Raw genomic sequence first — 19,108 nt, 5'->3', positions numbered from 1 at the left:
TCATTTGGCAAAAAAAGTTACACCCTGTTGACATACTCTTGTCACCAGACCTCTTTACTTTTGATGCATTAAATAAACAATTAAAAACAAAATTATGAATTTAGCATCATTAAGAATTATTACGGCTGATATTAAACGTTTGGTTCAGTTTTTAGAAAATACAACTAATTTTAGGGCAATTTGGTACACCGAAGACTTTGCAGAAATAACGATGGGTTCGTCCACTTTGGCAATAGGAAGTACGAGAACATTAAGCTTTTTTGGAGAAGGAGTTGCACAGCCCGCCAGTAACAAAAGTGTGATTATAGAATTTCGTGTTGACAATGTTGATCTTGAATTTGAGAGAATTAAGAATTTTGTACACGACATTGTACAGGAACCTACAACAATGCCATGGGGAAATCGTTCGTTATTATTTCGTGATCCGGATGGTAATTTGATTAACTTTTTTACGCCTGTTACTGCAGAAGCTATTCAAAAACTCAAGTAACAAATACATCTACACAACTGATCTTTAAATAATTACCAAAATTTAAATCGCAAAAGTTTTCTTAAATTGGTTTGAATGCATTTTTGCATATTGTAAATTAGCTTTTACGACAACCTTAAAAAATGAAAACTATGAAAACGAGAATCATTCTTGCCACATTGTTACTGGGTTTTGTAATATCGGGCAATGCACAAAAGAAAATTGAAACTACTGAATTACCAAAGACATCACAGGATTTTCTGAAAAAATATTTTAGTCACACCACTGTTGTTAATGCTAAAAAAGATGCAGAACATGGCGAAAAAGGATATGAAGTCAAACTTAAAGATGGTACAGAAGTAGAATTCTGGAAAGACGGTTCGTACCGCGAAGTTGATGGAGATGGAAAACCAATTCCCACTGATTTTATTCCGAAATCAATTAAAGATTATGTGGCAAAAAACTATCCAAACGAAAAAATCACACATATTGATTATGGTCACAAAGATCTCGATGTAGATTTAACGAACAAAATTGATCTGGAATTTACCAAGGAAGGGAAATTTATAAAAGGTAAAAAAGATTAAAAATTAAAAACTCCAAAGTCATATGATTTTGGAGTTTTTTTTATGATTCTAAATCTGTTTCCGGAAGAGAATTAATTTTTATAAAATGATTCCTTAAAAGCGATTGGACTGCTATTTGTTTTTTTCTTAAACAATTTATTGAATGATTGCGGATGTTCAAACCCTAATTTATATGCGATCTCAGATACAGATAATGTTCCTGTTGCAATATATTCTTTTGCCTTTTCTATTAATTTGTCATGAATGAATTGTTGTGTATTCTGACCACAAAGATTCCGTAGCAAATCACTGAGATATCTGGGAGAAAGTTTCAATTCATCCGCCACAAATTGTACAGTTGGAATTCCATTTAGAATCGTTTCTTCGTCATCAAAATAAGTATTCAATAACGTTTCCAGTTTTGCAAGCACATCATTGTTAATCGCTTTTCGGGTTAAAAACTGACGGTTATAAAACCGATTGCTATAATTGAGCAAAAGTTCTATTTGCGAGATAATCACATCCTGACTAAAATTATCAATTCGTTCATTCAGTTCATTCTGAATATTGGCAAAAACACCCAAAATAGTTTCCTTCTCTTTCTCTGATAAATACAAAGCTTCAGAAGCAGCATAACCAAAAAAGCCGTATTTTTTTATATTAGTATTTAAAGAATAAGGCCTGAAAAAATCCGGATGAATATGCAATGACATTCCGCTATAATCAGCTTCTTCATCCTGCATACGCAAAATTTGTCCGGGCGAAACAAATGACATTCCTCCTTCTTCAAAATCATAAAAACCATGTCCGTAGCGCAATTTTCCTGTAAAATTAGTTTTGAAAGATATCTTGTAAAAATTCAAAATAATACCTTTTTCAAAATCTTTAGGATCAAAAACTGCTTCGCCATAATTTAGAATACTAATAAGCGGATGCATGGGTTTAGGCTGTCCCATGGCTTTATGCAATTCAGATATGTTGTTGAATATTTTTGGCTGATCTTTCATTGTTCGGGATACTTCTTTTACAAATTTACGAAATGTTCTATTGTTGCAATATTCCAACTCACAGTACTTTGATCAATCATATCGTGAACGACTGAATCACTAAGTTCTGTCATTAATTGGTGCATTGCGGCGGTTCCTTGTTCCTTACTATCCCAAATAAGCATATCGTAGACAATACCTTTTTTTAACTCAGAAATATTTCTGGATCTAAATCCTTCCTGACGTTTCAGAAATTCGTCTACTTCTTTATTGGCTTCAATAAATTGCTCGATCGTAAAACCGTTAAGTTTAAAAGTAGTCAATTCTATGGCTTGATTTTTCATAATTCTTTAAATTAAAAAGTAAACATTGCTTTGATATTCTGTACTTGCGATTCTGCGCCTGATTTCACTCTTTCTTTGTACAAAGCATTCGCATCATTTCCAGCAATATATCGCAATTGATTTTTATTATCCGTTGCGGCTTCATACACAATTTGAGCAATATCTTCTACCTTGCTGTAATTTGCAATTTGTTCAGCGCTATATCCTTTACTCACTTCTTCGGTCAATTTTGCGTAGGCATCGTGTTGTCCAACTTCCATAGATCGAACGGCAAAATCAGTTTGCATTCCGCCCGGAGCAATCACTTTTACTTGTGTATTAAATTGCGCCAATTCATAAGCCATACTTTCTGAAAAACCATCTACAGCAAATTTTGTAGCGCTATAAATAGAACAAGTTGGAAATCCAATTAATCCAAATGTGGAGGAAATATTTAGAAAAACACCACTTTTTTTGGCTCTGAAATGAGGTGTAAAAGCTTTTGAAACCCGAATAACTCCCAATAAATTTGTAGTAATTTGGCGATGAATCTGTTCATCGTCTAAAGATTCTAAAGCACCAATTAATCCATAACCGGCATTGTTCATTACAACATCTATCGAATATAAATTGGTAACTTTTTGAATTGTAGTATTAATTTGTTCCGAATTAGTTACATCAAGCGGAAGTAAAATCACGTTTTCTAATTGGTCTAATTCGGTTTCATTTTCAGGATTACGCATGGTCGCAATGACTTGCCAGCCTTTACTATGAAATAATTTTGCCGAAGCTTTTCCTAATCCTGATGAAGCGCCTGTGATAAAAATTGTTTTTTGCATTTTTTCTTGTTTTAAGATTACAATGCAAAAGTCTATAGAAACAGAAGCTTTAATGTAGCCTGTTTGGTTCTTGTATTAGCCAAAATGACAAGTGTTTTTAATTAATATGATATTATAAAACACTAGATTTCTCATAAAACTGAATGCCCTCGCCTAGATAGTCCCGAAGCTTCGGGAGGAAATCCTTTTATGGCAGTCGCGAGGTTTCGGGCAATGTCATTAAGTTAAGGGAATATTGCCGAATAAATCTCGCGCAAAGCCGCAAAGTCGCAAAGAAAATGTATGTAAACTTGGCGGCTTTGCGACTTTGCGCGATTTTTTTTTCAGTCTTAATTATCTAAAAAAAGCTTAACTTAATGACATTGAGCTTCAGGAGTCATAAAAGATAAAATGTATGGATTAGCTTCAAATAAAACTTATAAAATAATTTAAACTCTCAACGAACCACGAAATCCTCTGGCAGCATAATAAGAATCTGCTCCGTTATGATAAACGAACACCGTATTGTATCGAAAATCTGCAAATAATGCGCCGCCAAGTTTTCTAATTTCCGGAGTTGTTACAATCCAGCTTGACGTTTTTGCGTCAAATTTCCCTAGTTTGTGCAACTCCCGATATTGTTCTTCTGTCAGGATTTCGATACCCATTTCGGCAGCCATATTTGCAGCGCTGTTTATGGGTTTGTGTTCTTTTCTTTTTTCGAGTGCTTCGTGATCGTAACAAATACTTCTGCGCCCTTTTGGGCTTTCGGCAGAACAATCATAGAAAATATATTCAACTGTTTTTTCATCAAAACCTACAACATCTGGTTCTCCTTCTGTTCTTTCCATTTCGTCGAGTGACCAAATTTTTTCAGGATTAGCTAATAATTTTGTTCGTACTTTATCCCATTCAATCCCTTTATGACGATTCAGATTATTTTCAAAACGAGCTTCCAGAACACTAAGTATTTCTTCTTGTTGATCTGATGACAATTTTTTATTGATTTTCATAATCTCTTTATTAGCCAATTTGTGTTTGTAAATACTCTTCCAGTTTATCTACATTCTGAATCAATCCTTCGTCTGCCTTAAAAACTTTAACGACCGTTTCGTATAATTCATCGGTTTCAAAAACTCCTGTCCAGTCCAATACCGTTTTATTTTCTTTCGATTCAAAAATTATTGTCGCTAAATAATTGGGATTGTAATGCTGAAAAACAATCTTTTTAAAAGGGACAATTTCAACAAAAGTACTTCTGTTTTGATAATTTTTTCCGTCAGGACCGTGCATCGTTAAATTCCATTCGCCTCCGTCATTTAAATCCATTTTATGAATGGTATTCGTGAATCCGTTTGGTCCCCACCAATTTGCAATATGTTCAGGATTAGTCCAAACTTCCCAAACTAAATCTACCGGAGCATTTAATACCCTGGAAACATCCATTGCACGATTTGTTATATTGTTTGATTTTTCCATAATTTGGTATAATTAAAATTACTTTTAGCCTTTATATTGTCAAAATAAAGTATGCCAATAACACAATAAAAATTAATAAATCTGTCCATAATGCATAAGTTTCATTGGCGCTGACTGGCTTCTTTATTAAATGCTGCAATCCGGCAATACCAAAATAAAGTCCGCTTGCAAAAGCACTAACAATTCTCCATTCAGGCTTATAGATCGAAATAATTCCAACCAAACCAAAACATAAATTAGCAAATCCTAATTCGCGTATAATTGGAAAACTATCCGAACTTTTGATATGAAAAATTTCCTTTGCCGTAAAAGCTGGTTTTACTGATTGCTGAATTCCGGCAACAACTAAACGAAGTCCTACCGCTGAAAAAATAAACCACTTGCAGAATACGATAAATGTAAACGGAATATTTTTCATAAATGCCTCAATCATAAATCCAACTATTGGAATTATAAAAGTCATTAAAGTCACGCCGATGAAATATTTTTTACTCATAATAAATAAATTTACAACCTAATCCTTCAATCCTTTTCCGTCCAGAATATTTGGTATGTTTTTTTCGACTCTTGACTCTCTTGTTTTGGATTGTTTGGGTTGAGAAAAATGCAACAAATAACCTCTTTGCCGTCCTGGTGTTAAGGCGTTAAATGCTTTTTTTAAGTCGGGCATTTCATCTAATTTTTTCTGAAATTCAGCCGAAACTTCAAATTCAGCAGTTTCTTTCAAATCTACTGTCAAACCTGCTTTTTCTACTTCAATAGCTTGATAAATATAGGTTTTCAAAATATCTTTCTGATCTGTTATTTCCTTAAGATTGGTAAACCGGATCTGGCGTCCAGCTTGTACATTATCTGATTGCTGAATTAAAATATCATGAGTATCTTTTAGCAAAGCGCCTTTAAAAAACAAAAAAGCACAATATTCCTTATAGTCATGTATTAAAACAATGTTCTTTTCTCCTAAAGTATAGCAAGGAGTTCCCCATTTTAATTCTTCCGTAAGTTGACAATCAAGAGCAATTTTTCTTAATTGCTCCAGTTCTTTTTGCCACTTATCGGCTTTATCAAAATAAAAATCAACTTTAGGATTTGTGTTATTCGGCGTCATAGTATTTTGTTTTAAATTTTACTATGTATTAAAATTCATACTTTATGCTAATTTAGAAAATCTTACGAGAGAAGAAATTAAATTTAACAGATTTTTAAAACGCCTGAAATCAACATCATTAAATAAAAATCTTACTTTATATTTCCTTCGTCAATCGATCCATTTCTCTCAGTAAAGTTGGCATTCTATATTCTCCCGCCATGCTTGCTACTTTCTGGAAAGCATCTTCCAATTCAATTCCAATTGCTGTGACATATAATGGTTTTATACTTTCACCTCTGATCAAACTTTTTTTGTCTTTTTCAATCGAAGCAAAATTTGTTTTGGCAACTCCAATTATCGGAATTTCATTGTTTAGTTTTTCATATAAATGACCTCCTAAACCGTATTTCTTTTCATCATCCAGATAAACAAATCCGTCCACAATAATCACTTCAAGATTTTTTAAGTCCATTTTATTTAACAGACTAAGAATACATGGAAGTTCTCTTTTGTAAAATTCTCCCGGAATATATTCTTCAACATTATCAATTATTTCAGTGTGAACTTTAAAGTCTGTACTTTGGTTCCATTCTGTAAATTCAAGACAAACTGTTTTTGCTTTTCCGTCGAAGTAATAAGTATCAAATGCTAGTATCATATTTTTGGTAAAATAGTATCGCTTACACTAAGTGTGTATGATAATTTGGGATAAATAAAGTTCAGAATGTTATTTTCCTCTCCTCTCAATTTAAAAAATTCTCTTTTTTGATCTTCATCAGCCAATGTCAATAATTCTCCATCAGAAAAATAAGGAAGATCATCCTTAAATTGGATAAATGTCTTCGATTTCCTGAAGGTAATTCCCAACCATTTATTGTCTTTTTCTGATCGTTTTGGGCTTGGAACCGATTCTAATATAATCTTATGAAGAAACTTTGCATTGGTTGCCAGCGAAAATAAAAAAACTGAATTATGCGTTAGCGAAATCTCAAATTCTTCATCCGTTGTTCGGTCTTTAAGTTTCAGCTTTCTTATATTTTTTTCCGTAAGTTCATTTGGGTTTTCGTAGCACGTAAAAAGCCCAATATAAGAATCTGCTTCCAGATCCATACTTTGATCTGAATGGTATTTCATTGTCGTATAATTACAATCATACACTTCTATCAAAGCATTATCAAAATCTAACAATGGCAAATTCTTATCGCCATTTTGATTTTCAACATTTAAACTTTCTATTATTTGGTTATGAATAGCCGAAAAATTATTTGCCGGTATATCATACATTGTCGTAGTTCTCACTATCGGAATACCTTTTTCTCCTACTTTAACCAAATGATTTCCGATTCTGCCTTTGGCTACGTTTTCAAAATCTGCAGATTCTAATAAATCCTCAAATAAGTCTTTCTCTAAAAGAAGTGTAATTTTATAAAAGCCTGAGTTATTCATTATATAAATTCAGATTAATAGATTGGTTTTTCATAATCACCTGAATTCATACTGAAATGAATTTTTCCGTATTCAACATTCTTTTCGCTGCTATTTTCTTCATAATAAGAGTTTCGCAAATTGGTCATTGTTTCCGGAGTCATTTGCTCCAGTTTTACTAATTCGCCATTCTCCTTAATATAAGTCTGACCGTTTTTGTGCAAAGCTTCCAAGTTTGAACAACGTGCTACATAACCCATTCTAATCGGGATTTGATCTACATTTAATACCGAAGGTTTAATTTCATGCGTATATAATCTGTTGGTAGAAAGCGGTATTAAAAATGCTGAATTTGGATATAATGTAACACTGAATTCTTTTTCTAAAGCGGGATCATTTACTGTATTTTTCAATTTAAACTGAAGTCTTGTTAATCCGCTCGTTTGTTTATAACACCAATCATATCTGTCATTTTTTGATGGCGCTAATTTGTCAAAATTTGATGTATCATAAAAGGTACAAAAGGCAATAATACCATCTTTTGGCATATCCTTAATTTTATCAGAATGCGCTTTTATTTTCGATTTTACCTCTTTTGCATTTTCTTCGGTTTTCATTTTATTCTCATAAATCTGAACCAAAGCATGATTTAGTTTTGTTTCTTCTTCAAAAGTAAATTTAATAGCATCGTTTAATGAATCGATTATAACATGATCTGTGTCGCGGAAATTATCCGTTGGTCCGGTAAAATTACTCGAACATCTTAAAAGTCGATAATGCAATATTTCCTTAGCTTCGGCTTTTTCTTTTGAAACTTCCGTCAGGTAAATTCCAGTTCTTAAAGCCATAGAATCTTTGTTCGATTCCGTTAAATGCTGAAATGTATGTTCTGATTTAATTGCATTAAAATAATCACCACTATCAAACATATCTCTAAAATAAATACCAGCATTACTAACAAGAATTGGAACTTTACCAAGTGTTATTAATTGAATATTTTCTCCAATATAATTTTCGTAATTTACAGAAAGCTCTTTAATTACAAAAAAAGTTTCGTTATCATTTTTAAGCTGATTTATATCTCCACAAGCATAAATTCTTTTATCACTTAAAGAAGTCTGAATTTCTGATAGATTCTTTACTACTGAACCACAAAAATTTTCAGTCAAATAATGAAGTTCAGAGTTTAATTCTATATTTTCTTGTAGAACAATGAGAATATTTTTGTCTTTAGAAATTTTGTTTTCAATATTTGATGTGCTCATTTTGTATTTAAATTTGATAAAGATTTAGGCCGTTTTTCCTTTTTACTAATAGTTATCATTCCATTCTTTGCAATGCTAACTTAGTTTTATAATTGCTAATATAGAATTAAATTTATTGTAAAAAATGATTTAGAAAATATCATTCCTCAACCAAAGAAATCTCAAAAACAGTTTTTCCACCTTCATTTTTGTGCGCAATATATCCGCCATGCGCTTCAATAATATTTTTAGAAAGTGTCAAACCAATTCCTGCACCTTCATTTCTGGTGGTAAAAAAAGGTAGAAAAATCTTGTTTTCAATTTCCTTTTCGATTCCATTTCCATTATCAGAAATTCTGATGAAAATTCGGTTTTCTTTGGCTTCCGCCGAAATTAAAACTTGTTTCTCAGTAATATCTTTTAAGGCATAAATACAATTCGTGAGAAGATTAATCAAAACTTGCTCGATTTGCTGAGAGTCAACATTTACCCAACGTTTAAAAGAGATTGCATTTACAACTCCAATCTGATTTTCCTTAAATAAAGGAGTCATAATTTGTATACAATTGTCTATCAAATGCTGCAATTCAATTTTTTCCTTTTTAGGAGAAGGAAGCATTGCCAGTTTTCGATAACCTTCGACAAATTTTTGAAGATGATCACTTCGTCTTAACATGGTTTCAACACTATTTTTGATATCTTCCAAATCTTCAGCCGATAAAGAATCCTGCTCGACCAAATCCTGCAAATTCTGGCAAATAGAACGAATTGGCGTTATGGAATTTAAAAGTTCATGCGAAATCACTTTCATCAAATTTACCCATGCGTCTTTTTCTTTTTTCTCAACAACATTCTGAATCGAATCCAGTAAAACAATAAAATAATCTTTTTCGAAAATCTCTGTTCTCGAAGCCTGCAAAACAAATGTTTGCATGTTTTGCTCGTTTATCCTGATTTCTACAGATGTTTTTATTTCCTGAAAATTATCTTCTTCGATGATTTCGCATAAAGTTGGTAATTGATTCTTTAAATATTTCCATTTAGAAACTTTAGGAACATTAAAATTCGAAGAAAAATAATCGTTCATTAAAAAAATATCCCAGTCATTTTCCTGCTTTTGCAAAATAACAATTCCTGTTTCGATATTATTTAAGATCGAACGGTAAATAATATCTTTTGAAACCTGCTCGTTTTGTTTGTTTTTTAAAGTATCATACAACAGAAACAAATCATTATAACTTTTATTGAATTTATGTTTCGTGAAATCGGATGTAAAATCATTCTGCAAAATCGAAGCAATGGTTTTATCATAAAGCAAAACAAAATTTCGAACATAGAAATACATTTCCCGAACTAACAGAAAAACAATAAAAAGTCCAAATACTCCCGTAAAAAGTAAACCATCTTTAAAAAAGTAAATCGAAAATTCAATTCCTGCCACAATAAAAATTAATCGCAAAAACAGCAATTTATAAGTCTGAAACGATTTAAACATATTAATTGACATTGATGTTATATTTCTCTAAACGTCGATACAGTGCGCCTCGCGACAATCCCAATTCTTCGGCAGTTTTACTAATATTATTATTGTTTTTTAGTAAAACTTTTTCGACTGCAGCTTTCTCAACAGAAGAAAGTTGAATATCATCCGGGGTTTCTTCATAAGCCGTAATCGTTTCCAAATCTAAATCAGCAACTGTAATTTTATTGTTTTCACAAAGAATTACGGCGCGCTCAATTTTATTTTCCATTTCCCGGATGTTTCCATTCCAGGCGTGTTTCTCGATTTGTTCCAAAACTTTTTTATCAAAAGTAATTTCGTCCCTTCCGTATTTTTCGATCATTTTATCCAAAAGATATTCTGCCAACGGAATTTTATCTTCGTTTCGTTCGCGCAACGGAGGCAAAATAATTTCCATTGTATTGATTCTATAATACAAATCTTCCCTGAAATTTTTATCGGCAACTTCTTCTTTCAAATTCAAATTTGTTGCGGTAATAATTCGAACATTTAAAGGTCTTGGTTTGGTTTCTCCTAATCTTGTTACCGTTTTGGTTTGAATAACCTGCAAAAGTTTAGATTGCAAATGCAACGGAACATTCCCAATTTCATCCAGAAAAATAGTTCCGTTTTGAGCCATTTCAAAACGTCCGGGAGTATCTATTTTTGCATCTGTAAAAGCACCTTTTGCATAACCGAACAATTCACTTTCGAAAATATTAGAATTTAAAGATCCCAAATCTACCGCCACAAATGGATTGTTTTTTCTTTCGGATTGACTAAAAATATGATGTGCCAGAACAAATTTCCCTGTTCCGTTTTCTCCAAGAATCAAAACATTCGCATCCGTTTTTGCCACTTTATCTGCCAGTGAATATGCTTTTTTTATAATTTCTGAAGTACCGGTAAAAAAGTCATTTTCGATTTCAACATTCTTAACTTTCTTCTGTTCTTTTCTGGATTTATCCACGGCTTGTTTTACCGTTTCAAGTAGTTTTTTGTTTTCCCATGGTTTTAAAATATAATCAAAAGCACCATTTTTTAATCCTTCAACAGCTGTTTCAACTTTTCCGAAAGCGGTCATTAAAATCACAACGGTTTTTGGCGAAAGCGTTTTTATTTCATTCAATAAATACAAACCTTCTCTTCCGTCTTCAAAACCAATTCTGTAATTCATGTCGAGTAAAACAACATCGATTGTTTTTTTCGATAATAATTCAACAATATTTTTTGGATTATTGAGCGTATAAATGTCTTCAAAATACTTTTTCAGGAACACTTTCGACGCAAAAAGGATGTCTTCCTGATCGTCGATAATTAATATTGAGGCATTTGTCTTTTTCATTTTTGTTCGGTTTTGGACGAAAGCTGTCCAATTATGGACACTTCAGATTTCTTTGGAAAAATAAAATTGTAAAAATAAGGCAGTTACAATCTTTAAAATTTTGGCACGAAAATCACAATTAGATTAGTAAATCATCAAATAGTGAAACATTATTGTTGGTAAAAGTAACAAAAATAGACATCTATCAATTATATTGTTAATTATCTTAATTTCGAAGCTGTTTCTGTTACTTCTGACAATAAAAATCTTTAAAAACATCAATCTTAAAACAACGATTATGATCAACATCAAGAATCTTTCAAAAATTTTCAGAACAGAAGAAGTAGAAACTAACGCTTTGAGCGAAATTTCATTAACCATCAATCAAGGCGATTTTGTCTCGATCATGGGACCATCCGGAAGCGGGAAATCGACTTTATTGAATATCATTGGTTTACTGGACAGTGCTTCTGCTGGAAGTTATGAATTGTTAGGACAGGAAATGATTGGCATTAAAGAGAAATTAAAATCTAAGGCAAGAAAAGAAAACATAGGTTTCATTTTTCAAAATTTCAACTTGATTGATGAACTTTCTGTTTTTGATAATATAGAATTACCTCTTATTTATAATGATGTTCCTTCTTCAGAAAGAAAGAAAAAAGTACTGGACATTGCCACTAAATTAGGTATTTCACACCGATTGAAACATTATCCACAACAACTTTCGGGAGGTCAGCAACAACGTGTCGCCGTGGCAAGAGCTTTGATTAATGATCCGAAAATCATTCTTGCAGATGAGCCTACAGGAAATCTGGACAGCAGAAACGGAAATGAAGTGATGGAATTATTAACAGATCTTCATGCAACTGGCGCCACAATTTTGATGGTTACTCACTCAGATTATGACGCTTCTTTTTCGCAAAGAACAATTTTAATGAAGGACGGAATTATTCTTTCTGAAAAAATAAATAATAGAAATGTTGATGTTTTTGCAGCCAATTTAAACAATTACGATCATGCTTAAAAATTGGACTAACATATTTATTTACCACATCAAAAGCAACAAATTCTTTACGGCTTTGAATGTTTTGGGTTTGAGTATTGGAATTGCAGGATTAATTTTTGCCACTATATATTGGAATGAAGAACATTCATACGATGAATGGAATCCTGGAAAAAATAAAATTTATGCCGTTTTAAATGACCTTGGCGGAGGGAATGTTTGGGCGGTAAACTCGCCTATAACGGCTCCATTATTAAAATCAACCACTTCAGGCTTACAAGATTATTGCTACTTTACAACTGGTTATGCTAGAGAAACCATGCAGTATAATGGAAAAATAGAATTGGTAGACAACATTTTTTCTGCTCAGGGTAACTTTTTCTCTTTTTTCCCTTTTGAATTTACTCGTGGTAACGGAAAAAGTGCTCTTCACGACCGTAACAGTATCGCTTTTTCTGAAGAAGCTGCATCTCGCTTATTCAAGAATGAAAACCCCATGGGAAGACAGGTTAAATATGCCGACAAAATTTTCGTTGTTCGTGGTGTTTATCGATTAACTGAAAAATCTTCAGTAATGCCTGCTGCTGTTACAACAATAATTGAAGATGAACTGGAAAAAAAGAAAGATAATTGGGGATTTAATTTCGGCTTAATGCTAAAATTAAAACAACAAAGTGATACGACAAGAGTCATCAAAAAATTAGATGAAATTTTTATTGAGGACAACTACAAAAAACAGGCAAAAGAAGAAGGAGTAACCTATGAAACTTTTCTAAAAATGTATGGTGACCCTGTAAAAGCCAAATTATTACCGCTTCCTCACGCAAGACTTTTTCAGGGAAATTATCCTTTTCCGGAAGGAAACGGAAATCTGCCATTTTTGCGGATATTAATGGGATTATCTATACTTATTTTATTGTTGTCGATTGTAAATTATATTAACCTTGCGACCGCAAACGCAGTAAAACGTGCCAAAGAAGTTGGTGTACGAAAAATTGTTGGCGCTACAAAGCCACAAATTATCGCTCAATTTGTATTTGAAACCACCTTAATTACGCTTTTTTCTCTCTTACTTGCACTGGTAATTGTTGAGCTGTCATTGCCATTTTATAATTCGCTTTTAGACAAAAACCTTATTCTTGAAGGTTCCCAACTCTATTTACAATTAATCTTCATTTTTATAATTGTAATTCTGGTTTCAGGAGTTTTACCGGCAATATATGTTTCGAATTTTGAGCCTTTGAAAGTTTTAAAAGGAAATTATTCCCGTAGTAAAAACGGAATTTGGCTTAGAAACGGAATGTTAGTTTTACAATTTGCGATAGCTACTTTTTTTATAATTGGTTCTTTTATAGTTTATCAACAGGTAAATTATATGACAGAAAAAGATTTAGGTTTTAAAGGAGCGCAGGTAATGGACATTTCTTTTAAACCAAAAAAAGATCAAAAACAATTTGAAAGATATAAAACAATAAGACAAGAGCTCTTAAAAATAAAAGGTGTTCAAGCGGTTTCTGCCGGAGTATTTTCTATCGGAACCAATGTAAATTCCTGGTCAGGTATGCATTATAAAGACAATAAAGAAGTTATAACGCAACAAATGCCCATTGATTTTGGAATGCTTGATGTTTTAGGAATACGAATAATTAAAGGAAGAAATTTATCTGAGAAATTTGCTTCAGACACACTTTCTAATGTTTTACTGAATGAAACTGCGGCTAAAACTTTAATGGAAAAAGATCCTTTAAATAAAGAAATTGTTTGGGGAAGCAGAAAATTAAAAGTCGTAGGGATAGTAAAAGACTTTAATTATTTTGGGCTTGAAAATAGAATTGCGCCAATGATCTTTTTTCACATTACCGCTTTCGATTTTATACAAAAAGATTTACGTAATATTTCAGTTAAAATTGCTCCGCAGGATATGCCTCAAACAATTGCTGCTCTGGATAAATTTTGGCGAACAAAAGTTGATGCTGAATATCCTTTTGAATACAATTTTGTAGACAGAAACTTTGCCCGAACCTATAAACAGTATCAAAACCAAAGTCAATTGTTTTCTCTTCTCAATGGAATTGTTATTCTAATTGCCGTCTTCGGATTATTTGCTTTAGCCTCTTTTTCTATGGAAAGAAGATTACGAGAAATTGCCATCAGAAAAACATTAGGCGCAGAAACCAATATTTTACTCAAAGAGTTATCAAAACAATATGTGATTTTTTGTTTGATTGGTTTTACTATCGGAATAATTCCAGCTTTTCTTTTATTGCGAAAATGGCTTGAAAATTTTGCTTTTAGAATTGACATTCCAGTTCTTCCATTTTTTGCTGCTCTAATTGCGTTGATGTTTTTAACCTTGACAATTGTGCTGGCAAAAGCTTATCAGGTAACCAAAATTGATGTTTTAAAATATCTGAAATATGAATAAATAAAAAGACTGCAAATTTTTTTTATTCTCAACCCCATAACTAAAACTATGATTTTAAATTATATCAACATATTTATTTATCAGCTTAAGCACAATAAATTATTTTCATTTCTCAATATTTTGGGATTGTCAATAGGAATTGCGGGAGTGATTTTTGCCTTGCTTTATTGGAATAACGAACAAAGTTACAATCAATGGAATCCTGAAAAAGAAAAGGTATATCAGGTTTTGGTTCAATTGAGTGATATGCCAGCTGTTTCAGAAAATTCGGCTCGCTTAAAGGCACATTTAGAAAATGATCCAAACATAGAAACAATAGTTTATGCAGATAATTGGTATCAAAAAGATAAAATTGTCTATAACGGAAAAAAAGAATTCGTCGATAAAATTATCAATGTCGAAAGTGGTTTCTTTTCTCTTTTCCCTTTTGAGATTATAAAAGGAAATGCAGCTTCAGCCTTAAAGGATGGAACAAGTATTGCCATTTCAGAAGATATTGCAAAAAGAATATTTGGGAATGAAAACCCAATTGGTAAACAAGTAAATTCTTTTGGTAAAATGTTTACAGTTCGTGCAGTATATCGCATTCCCGGAAATTCTTCAATTGCTCCAAATGCAATTATCAATACGATGAAAGATTTGGTCAATCCGGATATAAACAGAAGTCTTTTTGCTTTAAAAATACTTTTGAAAGTAAAAGATGTTACTAAAATTGGCGCAACTATCAGAATGTTGGAGAAAGTATATTATGACGAAATCATTGTAAAAAGTTCTAAAGAAGCCGGAATGACTCCCACGGAAATGGAGAAAAAGATAGGTCATTTTAAAATTTTTATGGAACCACTTTCACAAGCGCGCTTACATTCTATAGCCGACGGTTATCCTGAAGGAAGAGGAAATTATCAATTTCTATTAATTATGGCTGGGTTATCAGTTTTAATACTGATTTTATCCATCGTCAATTATATAAATATGGCAACCGCTAATGCTATAAAACGAGCAAAAGAAGTTGGAATCCGCAAAATATTAGGCGCTTCAAAAAGCGATATTATTATTCAGTTTATTTTTGAAACGGTACTTATCAGTTCGTTTTCAATTCTATTTGCACTTGTAATTGTCGAATTAAGTCTGCCCTATTATAATAATTATCTGGGAAAAAACCTCATGATTGTTGGAGGACAATTTTACCTGCAATTGATTTCGATTTTTATTGTAACCATATTAGTCGCAGGAATATTTCCGGCGTTTTATGTTTCAAACTTCGAAACCGCGAAAGTATTAAAAGGCAATTTCGAAAGAAGCAAAAGCGGTGTTTGGCTTCGCAACGGAATGTTAATTTTTCAGTTTGCAATTGCGTCCTTTTTTATCATTGGCTCAAATATTGTTTACAAACAAATACAATATTTAAGCAATAAAGATTTAGGTTTTAAAGGTGATCAGGTATTGGCTATCTCTCTAAATTTTCCATCTTCCTATTATGAAGGAGATCAAATTGGGAAAAAGATTTATGACCGTTACAATACCATAAAAGAAGAACTAACCAAGATAAAAGGGGTTGATAAAGTTTCGGCAGGTTTAATTTCATTTGATGGAACTGACAATTCTTTAGCTCCAATTTGGTACAAAGAGGAACTTTTCAAGCAAAAAGCAATCGGACTCGATTTTGGAATGCTCGACTTGATGAAGATAAAAGTAATTAAAGGAAGAGATTTTGATCGAAAACTGGCTTCAGATACCACCAATTCTGTTTTAATAAATGAAACAGCTTTGAAACTAATGAACATCAAAGATCCAATTAATACCGAAATCAGAATTGGAAATCAACCAATGAAAATTATTGGTATTGTCAAAGACTTTAATTTATTAAGTCCCGAAGTCGCAGTTCCACCAATGACTTTTTATCATATAAAAGCATTAAATATGGCTGAAAATATGAATGTCATCTACGTAAAACTAAAATCTAACACTATAGAAAATACCATTGCTGACATCGAAAAATTCTGGAAAAGCAAAGTTGATACTGAATATCCGTTTAAATACGATTTTGTAGACAAACAATACGCAAGGACGTATGAGGCATACATAAAGCAAAAAAATCTTTTTTCGTTGCTTAATGTAATTGTAATACTTATTGCCCTTTTCGGATTATTAGCATTGGCTTCTTACTCCATCCAAAGACGCATGAAAGAAATCGCCATAAGAAAAACGCTTGGAGCTAACACAAATGTTTTATTAAAGGAACTATCAAAACAATACGTCATATATTGTCTAATAGGATTTTTATTGGCCTTACTTCCTGTGTACTATTTATTGAATAAATGGCTGGAAAATTTTGCATTCAGAATTGATATAACCTTACTGCCATTTATTTCAGGCTTTGCAACGCTCTTAATTCTTACTTTAATTATTGTGCTTTCAAGAGCTTATGCAGCTACAAAAACAGATGTTTTGCAGTATTTGAAATATGAATAGAAGATTTATACCATTAACCCTCCACATCATATTTTTTAAATAAATTGTTAATATTAGTCACGAAAAACTCCTTAATTACTTAAGGAGTTTTTTAGTTATGTTAGTACTAAAAAATTAACTAAGAAAATAATCCTTTTACAATGCCTCTTTTAGATTCTCTTATAAACTCTAAAATTAAATCTCGTTCCATCGTTTGCTTAAATTCATTTTCGATCAACTTCAATGCAAGTGAAGTATTTCTCTTCTCCTGAAAAATAACGCGGTAAATATCTTTCAGTTCTTCAATTTTATCAATTGAAAAACTGCTTCTTTTCAACCCAATAACATTTAGTCCAACATAAGAAAGTGGTTCACGCGCAGCCATGATAAAAGGTGGAATATCCTTAACAATCCTACTCATTCCACTTATCATACTGTGTCTGCCAATAACCGAAAATTGATGAATTACAGATAAACCGCTAATATTTACATAATCTTCAACTCTTACTTCACCCGCCATTCCTACACTAAAACCAATAATACAATTATTACCAATAATACAATTATTACCAATCGAACAATCATGACCAATATGCGCATTAGACATTATTAAATTATGATCTCCCACTACCGTTTTTTGTTTAGAAGCAGTTCCTCTATTTATAGTTACAAACTCACGAATAATATTATAGTTTCCAATCTCCAGCAAAGTATATTCACCTTTATATTTCAAATCTTGCGGAATTCCAGCTAACACAGCACCCGAATATACTTGACAATTACTACCAATTCTACAACCATTTAAAATGGTAACATTATTTCCAATCCAGGTATTGTCACCAATTATAACATCATTTTCAATTGTGCTAAAATTTCCAATCTGTACGTTCTTTCCAATATTTGCTTTTCGTCCAATAATCACATATTTCAAATTCAATCTATTTTAATTGACTGCAAATATTGAGTAAAATAAAAACACTTTTCTTGATCTAAAGTCAATTAATCGCGGCTCTAATTCGGCTTAATGTTTCCTGACTGACTCCAATTAAAGAGGCAACATGTTTTAATTTTGCTTTTAAAATAATCTGAGGAAAAGAATGAAGAAGATAAGAATACTTCTCCTGAGCATTCATTACTCTAAATAAGTGATGAAACTCGTTTATCTTAGAAAGATAAAGTCTTAATTGCTTAATATGAAATTTAGAGAATAGAGGATATTCTAATAAAATCTGTTCGTCACTATATGACAAAGAATATACTGTTGTTTCTTCACATACCTGAAAATTTTCAAAAGAAGGTTTTTCTTCAAAAAAACTACTCAAAGAAGTAATAAATTGATTGCTCGTATAAATCCATTTTGTCACTTCAATTCCATCTTCCAGACAAAATCTTCGAACAGTCCCCAATTTAATAAAATACACTTTACTACAGATTTTCCCTTCTTGAATAATCAGTTCCTCTTTCTTAAACTTCTCTACAATGAAATACTTGTGTATAGCTTGCTCAGTTTCAAAATCCAACTCTTGAAAACTTTTAATCACATTAATTAGCTCTGTCATTCTTCAAATTGTTAATCAAACAAATTTATCAATATAATTTAAGAAAGGATTTTAAAATTATAATACTATCCAAAGAAAATAAGTTTATCTTAAAATAATAGATTTAAAATATCTTTATTCTTAACTAAAGGAATAAGTCATAAACTTCGGGTCAAAACATATTGTTGTGGAGAAATATTAAAATATAGATATTTGTATTTTAAAATTACCCCCAATGCAAGATTCTTTTATCGACCTTCTTAAGTTATTATTACCTGAAATAATAGTAGACTACTTTGAACTCACGTCTTATAAAAAAGAAGGTGAAACACTTCATCTTTATCTAAAAGAGATTAATTCAATACCTAAAGAATACAGAGAATCTAAATTAAGTTCAAAAGGATTCTTTGAGGAGATAACGGTTCAGGATTTTCCTATTCGTGGACATCAAGTTTATTTGCATATC

General features: G+C 31.8%; 19 protein-coding genes and 1 pseudogene. 6 read left to right on the top strand and 14 right to left on the bottom strand.

The window, feature by feature from the left end; genetic code table 11:
• Nucleotides 1-94: 94 nt before the first annotated feature.
• Complete coding sequence (locus tag EAH81_RS11375; RefSeq protein ID WP_140507071.1) at nucleotides 95-490, top strand: VOC family protein; 396 nt, start codon at nucleotides 95-97, stop codon at nucleotides 488-490.
• A 131-nt stretch (nucleotides 491-621) separates the two neighbouring features.
• Nucleotides 622-1,056 (top strand): PepSY-like domain-containing protein, encoded by a 435-nt coding sequence (locus tag EAH81_RS11370; RefSeq protein WP_140507069.1) that lies wholly within the window; start codon nucleotides 622-624, stop codon nucleotides 1,054-1,056.
• A 71-nt stretch (nucleotides 1,057-1,127) separates the two neighbouring features.
• Here the strand turns inward: EAH81_RS11370 and EAH81_RS11365 are convergent, their stop codons facing one another.
• The 12 genes from EAH81_RS11365 to EAH81_RS11310 form a co-directional block, all read right to left on the bottom strand.
• Complete coding sequence (locus tag EAH81_RS11365) at nucleotides 1,128-2,042, bottom strand: helix-turn-helix domain-containing protein (RefSeq protein ID WP_140507067.1); 915 nt, start codon at nucleotides 2,040-2,042, stop codon at nucleotides 1,128-1,130.
• 17 nt (nucleotides 2,043-2,059) lie between these two features.
• Nucleotides 2,060-2,365 (bottom strand): hypothetical protein, encoded by a 306-nt coding sequence (locus EAH81_RS11360; RefSeq protein ID WP_140507065.1) that lies wholly within the window; start codon nucleotides 2,363-2,365, stop codon nucleotides 2,060-2,062.
• A gap of 11 nt (nucleotides 2,366-2,376) precedes the next feature.
• Complete coding sequence (locus EAH81_RS11355) at nucleotides 2,377-3,183, bottom strand: SDR family oxidoreductase (protein WP_140507063.1); 807 nt, start codon at nucleotides 3,181-3,183, stop codon at nucleotides 2,377-2,379.
• Nucleotides 3,184-3,611: 428 nt separating this feature from the next.
• The gene (locus EAH81_RS11350) at nucleotides 3,612-4,175 is read right to left on the bottom strand and encodes a DUF4256 domain-containing protein (protein WP_140507061.1); all 564 of its coding nucleotides are present in this window, start codon (nucleotides 4,173-4,175) and stop codon (nucleotides 3,612-3,614) included.
• Nucleotides 4,176-4,185: 10 nt separating this feature from the next.
• Nucleotides 4,186-4,641 carry an SRPBCC family protein gene (locus tag EAH81_RS11345; RefSeq protein ID WP_140507059.1) on the bottom strand — a complete coding sequence of 152 codons (456 nt, stop codon included), beginning with the start codon at nucleotides 4,639-4,641 and terminating at the stop codon, nucleotides 4,186-4,188.
• Nucleotides 4,642-4,672: 31 nt separating this feature from the next.
• Nucleotides 4,673-5,137, bottom strand: coding sequence for a DUF6790 family protein (locus EAH81_RS11340; RefSeq protein WP_140507057.1), 465 nt, complete (start codon nucleotides 5,135-5,137; stop codon nucleotides 4,673-4,675).
• Nucleotides 5,138-5,155: 18 nt separating this feature from the next.
• Nucleotides 5,156-5,749, bottom strand: a complete 594-nt coding sequence (locus EAH81_RS11335) for a YdeI/OmpD-associated family protein (protein ID WP_140507055.1) — start codon at nucleotides 5,747-5,749, stop codon at nucleotides 5,156-5,158.
• A gap of 136 nt (nucleotides 5,750-5,885) precedes the next feature.
• On the bottom strand, nucleotides 5,886-6,389 hold the full coding sequence (locus tag EAH81_RS11330) for an endonuclease V (protein ID WP_140507053.1): 504 nt from the start codon (nucleotides 6,387-6,389) through the stop codon (nucleotides 5,886-5,888).
• Complete coding sequence (locus EAH81_RS11325; RefSeq protein ID WP_140507051.1) at nucleotides 6,386-7,177, bottom strand: hypothetical protein; 792 nt, start codon at nucleotides 7,175-7,177, stop codon at nucleotides 6,386-6,388. Before EAH81_RS11325 ends, EAH81_RS11330 begins: the two co-directional genes overlap by 4 nt.
• Before the next feature lie 14 nt (nucleotides 7,178-7,191).
• Nucleotides 7,192-8,421 (bottom strand): hypothetical protein, encoded by a 1,230-nt coding sequence (locus EAH81_RS11320; protein WP_140507049.1) that lies wholly within the window; start codon nucleotides 8,419-8,421, stop codon nucleotides 7,192-7,194.
• A 139-nt stretch (nucleotides 8,422-8,560) separates the two neighbouring features.
• Nucleotides 8,561-9,895 carry a sensor histidine kinase gene (locus tag EAH81_RS11315; RefSeq protein WP_140507684.1) on the bottom strand — a complete coding sequence of 445 codons (1,335 nt, stop codon included), beginning with the start codon at nucleotides 9,893-9,895 and terminating at the stop codon, nucleotides 8,561-8,563.
• 1 nt (nucleotide 9,896) lies between these two features.
• Nucleotides 9,897-11,246 (bottom strand): sigma-54-dependent transcriptional regulator, encoded by a 1,350-nt coding sequence (locus tag EAH81_RS11310; protein ID WP_140507047.1) that lies wholly within the window; start codon nucleotides 11,244-11,246, stop codon nucleotides 9,897-9,899.
• A 277-nt stretch (nucleotides 11,247-11,523) separates the two neighbouring features.
• On the opposite strand from EAH81_RS11310, the gene EAH81_RS11305 reads away from it, so the two are divergent.
• The 3 genes from EAH81_RS11305 to EAH81_RS11295 are packed head-to-tail and all read left to right on the top strand — an operon-like array spanning nucleotide 11,524 to nucleotide 17,125.
• Nucleotides 11,524-12,249 (top strand): ABC transporter ATP-binding protein, encoded by a 726-nt coding sequence (locus EAH81_RS11305; protein WP_140507045.1) that lies wholly within the window; start codon nucleotides 11,524-11,526, stop codon nucleotides 12,247-12,249.
• Nucleotides 12,242-14,653, top strand: a complete 2,412-nt coding sequence (locus tag EAH81_RS11300) for an ABC transporter permease (protein ID WP_140507043.1) — start codon at nucleotides 12,242-12,244, stop codon at nucleotides 14,651-14,653. Before EAH81_RS11305 ends, EAH81_RS11300 begins: the two co-directional genes overlap by 8 nt.
• Nucleotides 14,654-14,701: 48 nt before the next feature.
• The gene (locus tag EAH81_RS11295) at nucleotides 14,702-17,125 is read left to right on the top strand and encodes an ABC transporter permease (protein WP_140507041.1); all 2,424 of its coding nucleotides are present in this window, start codon (nucleotides 14,702-14,704) and stop codon (nucleotides 17,123-17,125) included.
• A gap of 118 nt (nucleotides 17,126-17,243) precedes the next feature.
• Here EAH81_RS11295 and lpxA read toward each other — a convergent pair whose 3' ends face one another.
• Together lpxA and EAH81_RS11285 are read right to left on the bottom strand one after the other, a co-directional pair.
• The gene (gene lpxA, locus EAH81_RS11290; RefSeq protein ID WP_410501106.1) at nucleotides 17,244-18,041 is read right to left on the bottom strand and encodes an acyl-ACP--UDP-N-acetylglucosamine O-acyltransferase; all 798 of its coding nucleotides are present in this window, start codon (nucleotides 18,039-18,041) and stop codon (nucleotides 17,244-17,246) included.
• A gap of 58 nt (nucleotides 18,042-18,099) precedes the next feature.
• Nucleotides 18,100-18,663 (bottom strand): Crp/Fnr family transcriptional regulator, encoded by a 564-nt coding sequence (locus EAH81_RS11285; RefSeq protein ID WP_140507037.1) that lies wholly within the window; start codon nucleotides 18,661-18,663, stop codon nucleotides 18,100-18,102.
• A 214-nt stretch (nucleotides 18,664-18,877) separates the two neighbouring features.
• Here EAH81_RS11285 and EAH81_RS11280 point away from each other — a divergent pair.
• Nucleotides 18,878-19,108: pseudogene (locus tag EAH81_RS11280) on the top strand (DDE transposase); the annotation flags it as partial.

Source organism: Flavobacterium pectinovorum (genome assembly GCF_006438875.1).
Classification (GTDB): domain Bacteria; phylum Bacteroidota; class Bacteroidia; order Flavobacteriales; family Flavobacteriaceae; genus Flavobacterium; species Flavobacterium pectinovorum_A.
This window is presented reverse-complemented; position numbering and strand designations above follow the sequence as displayed.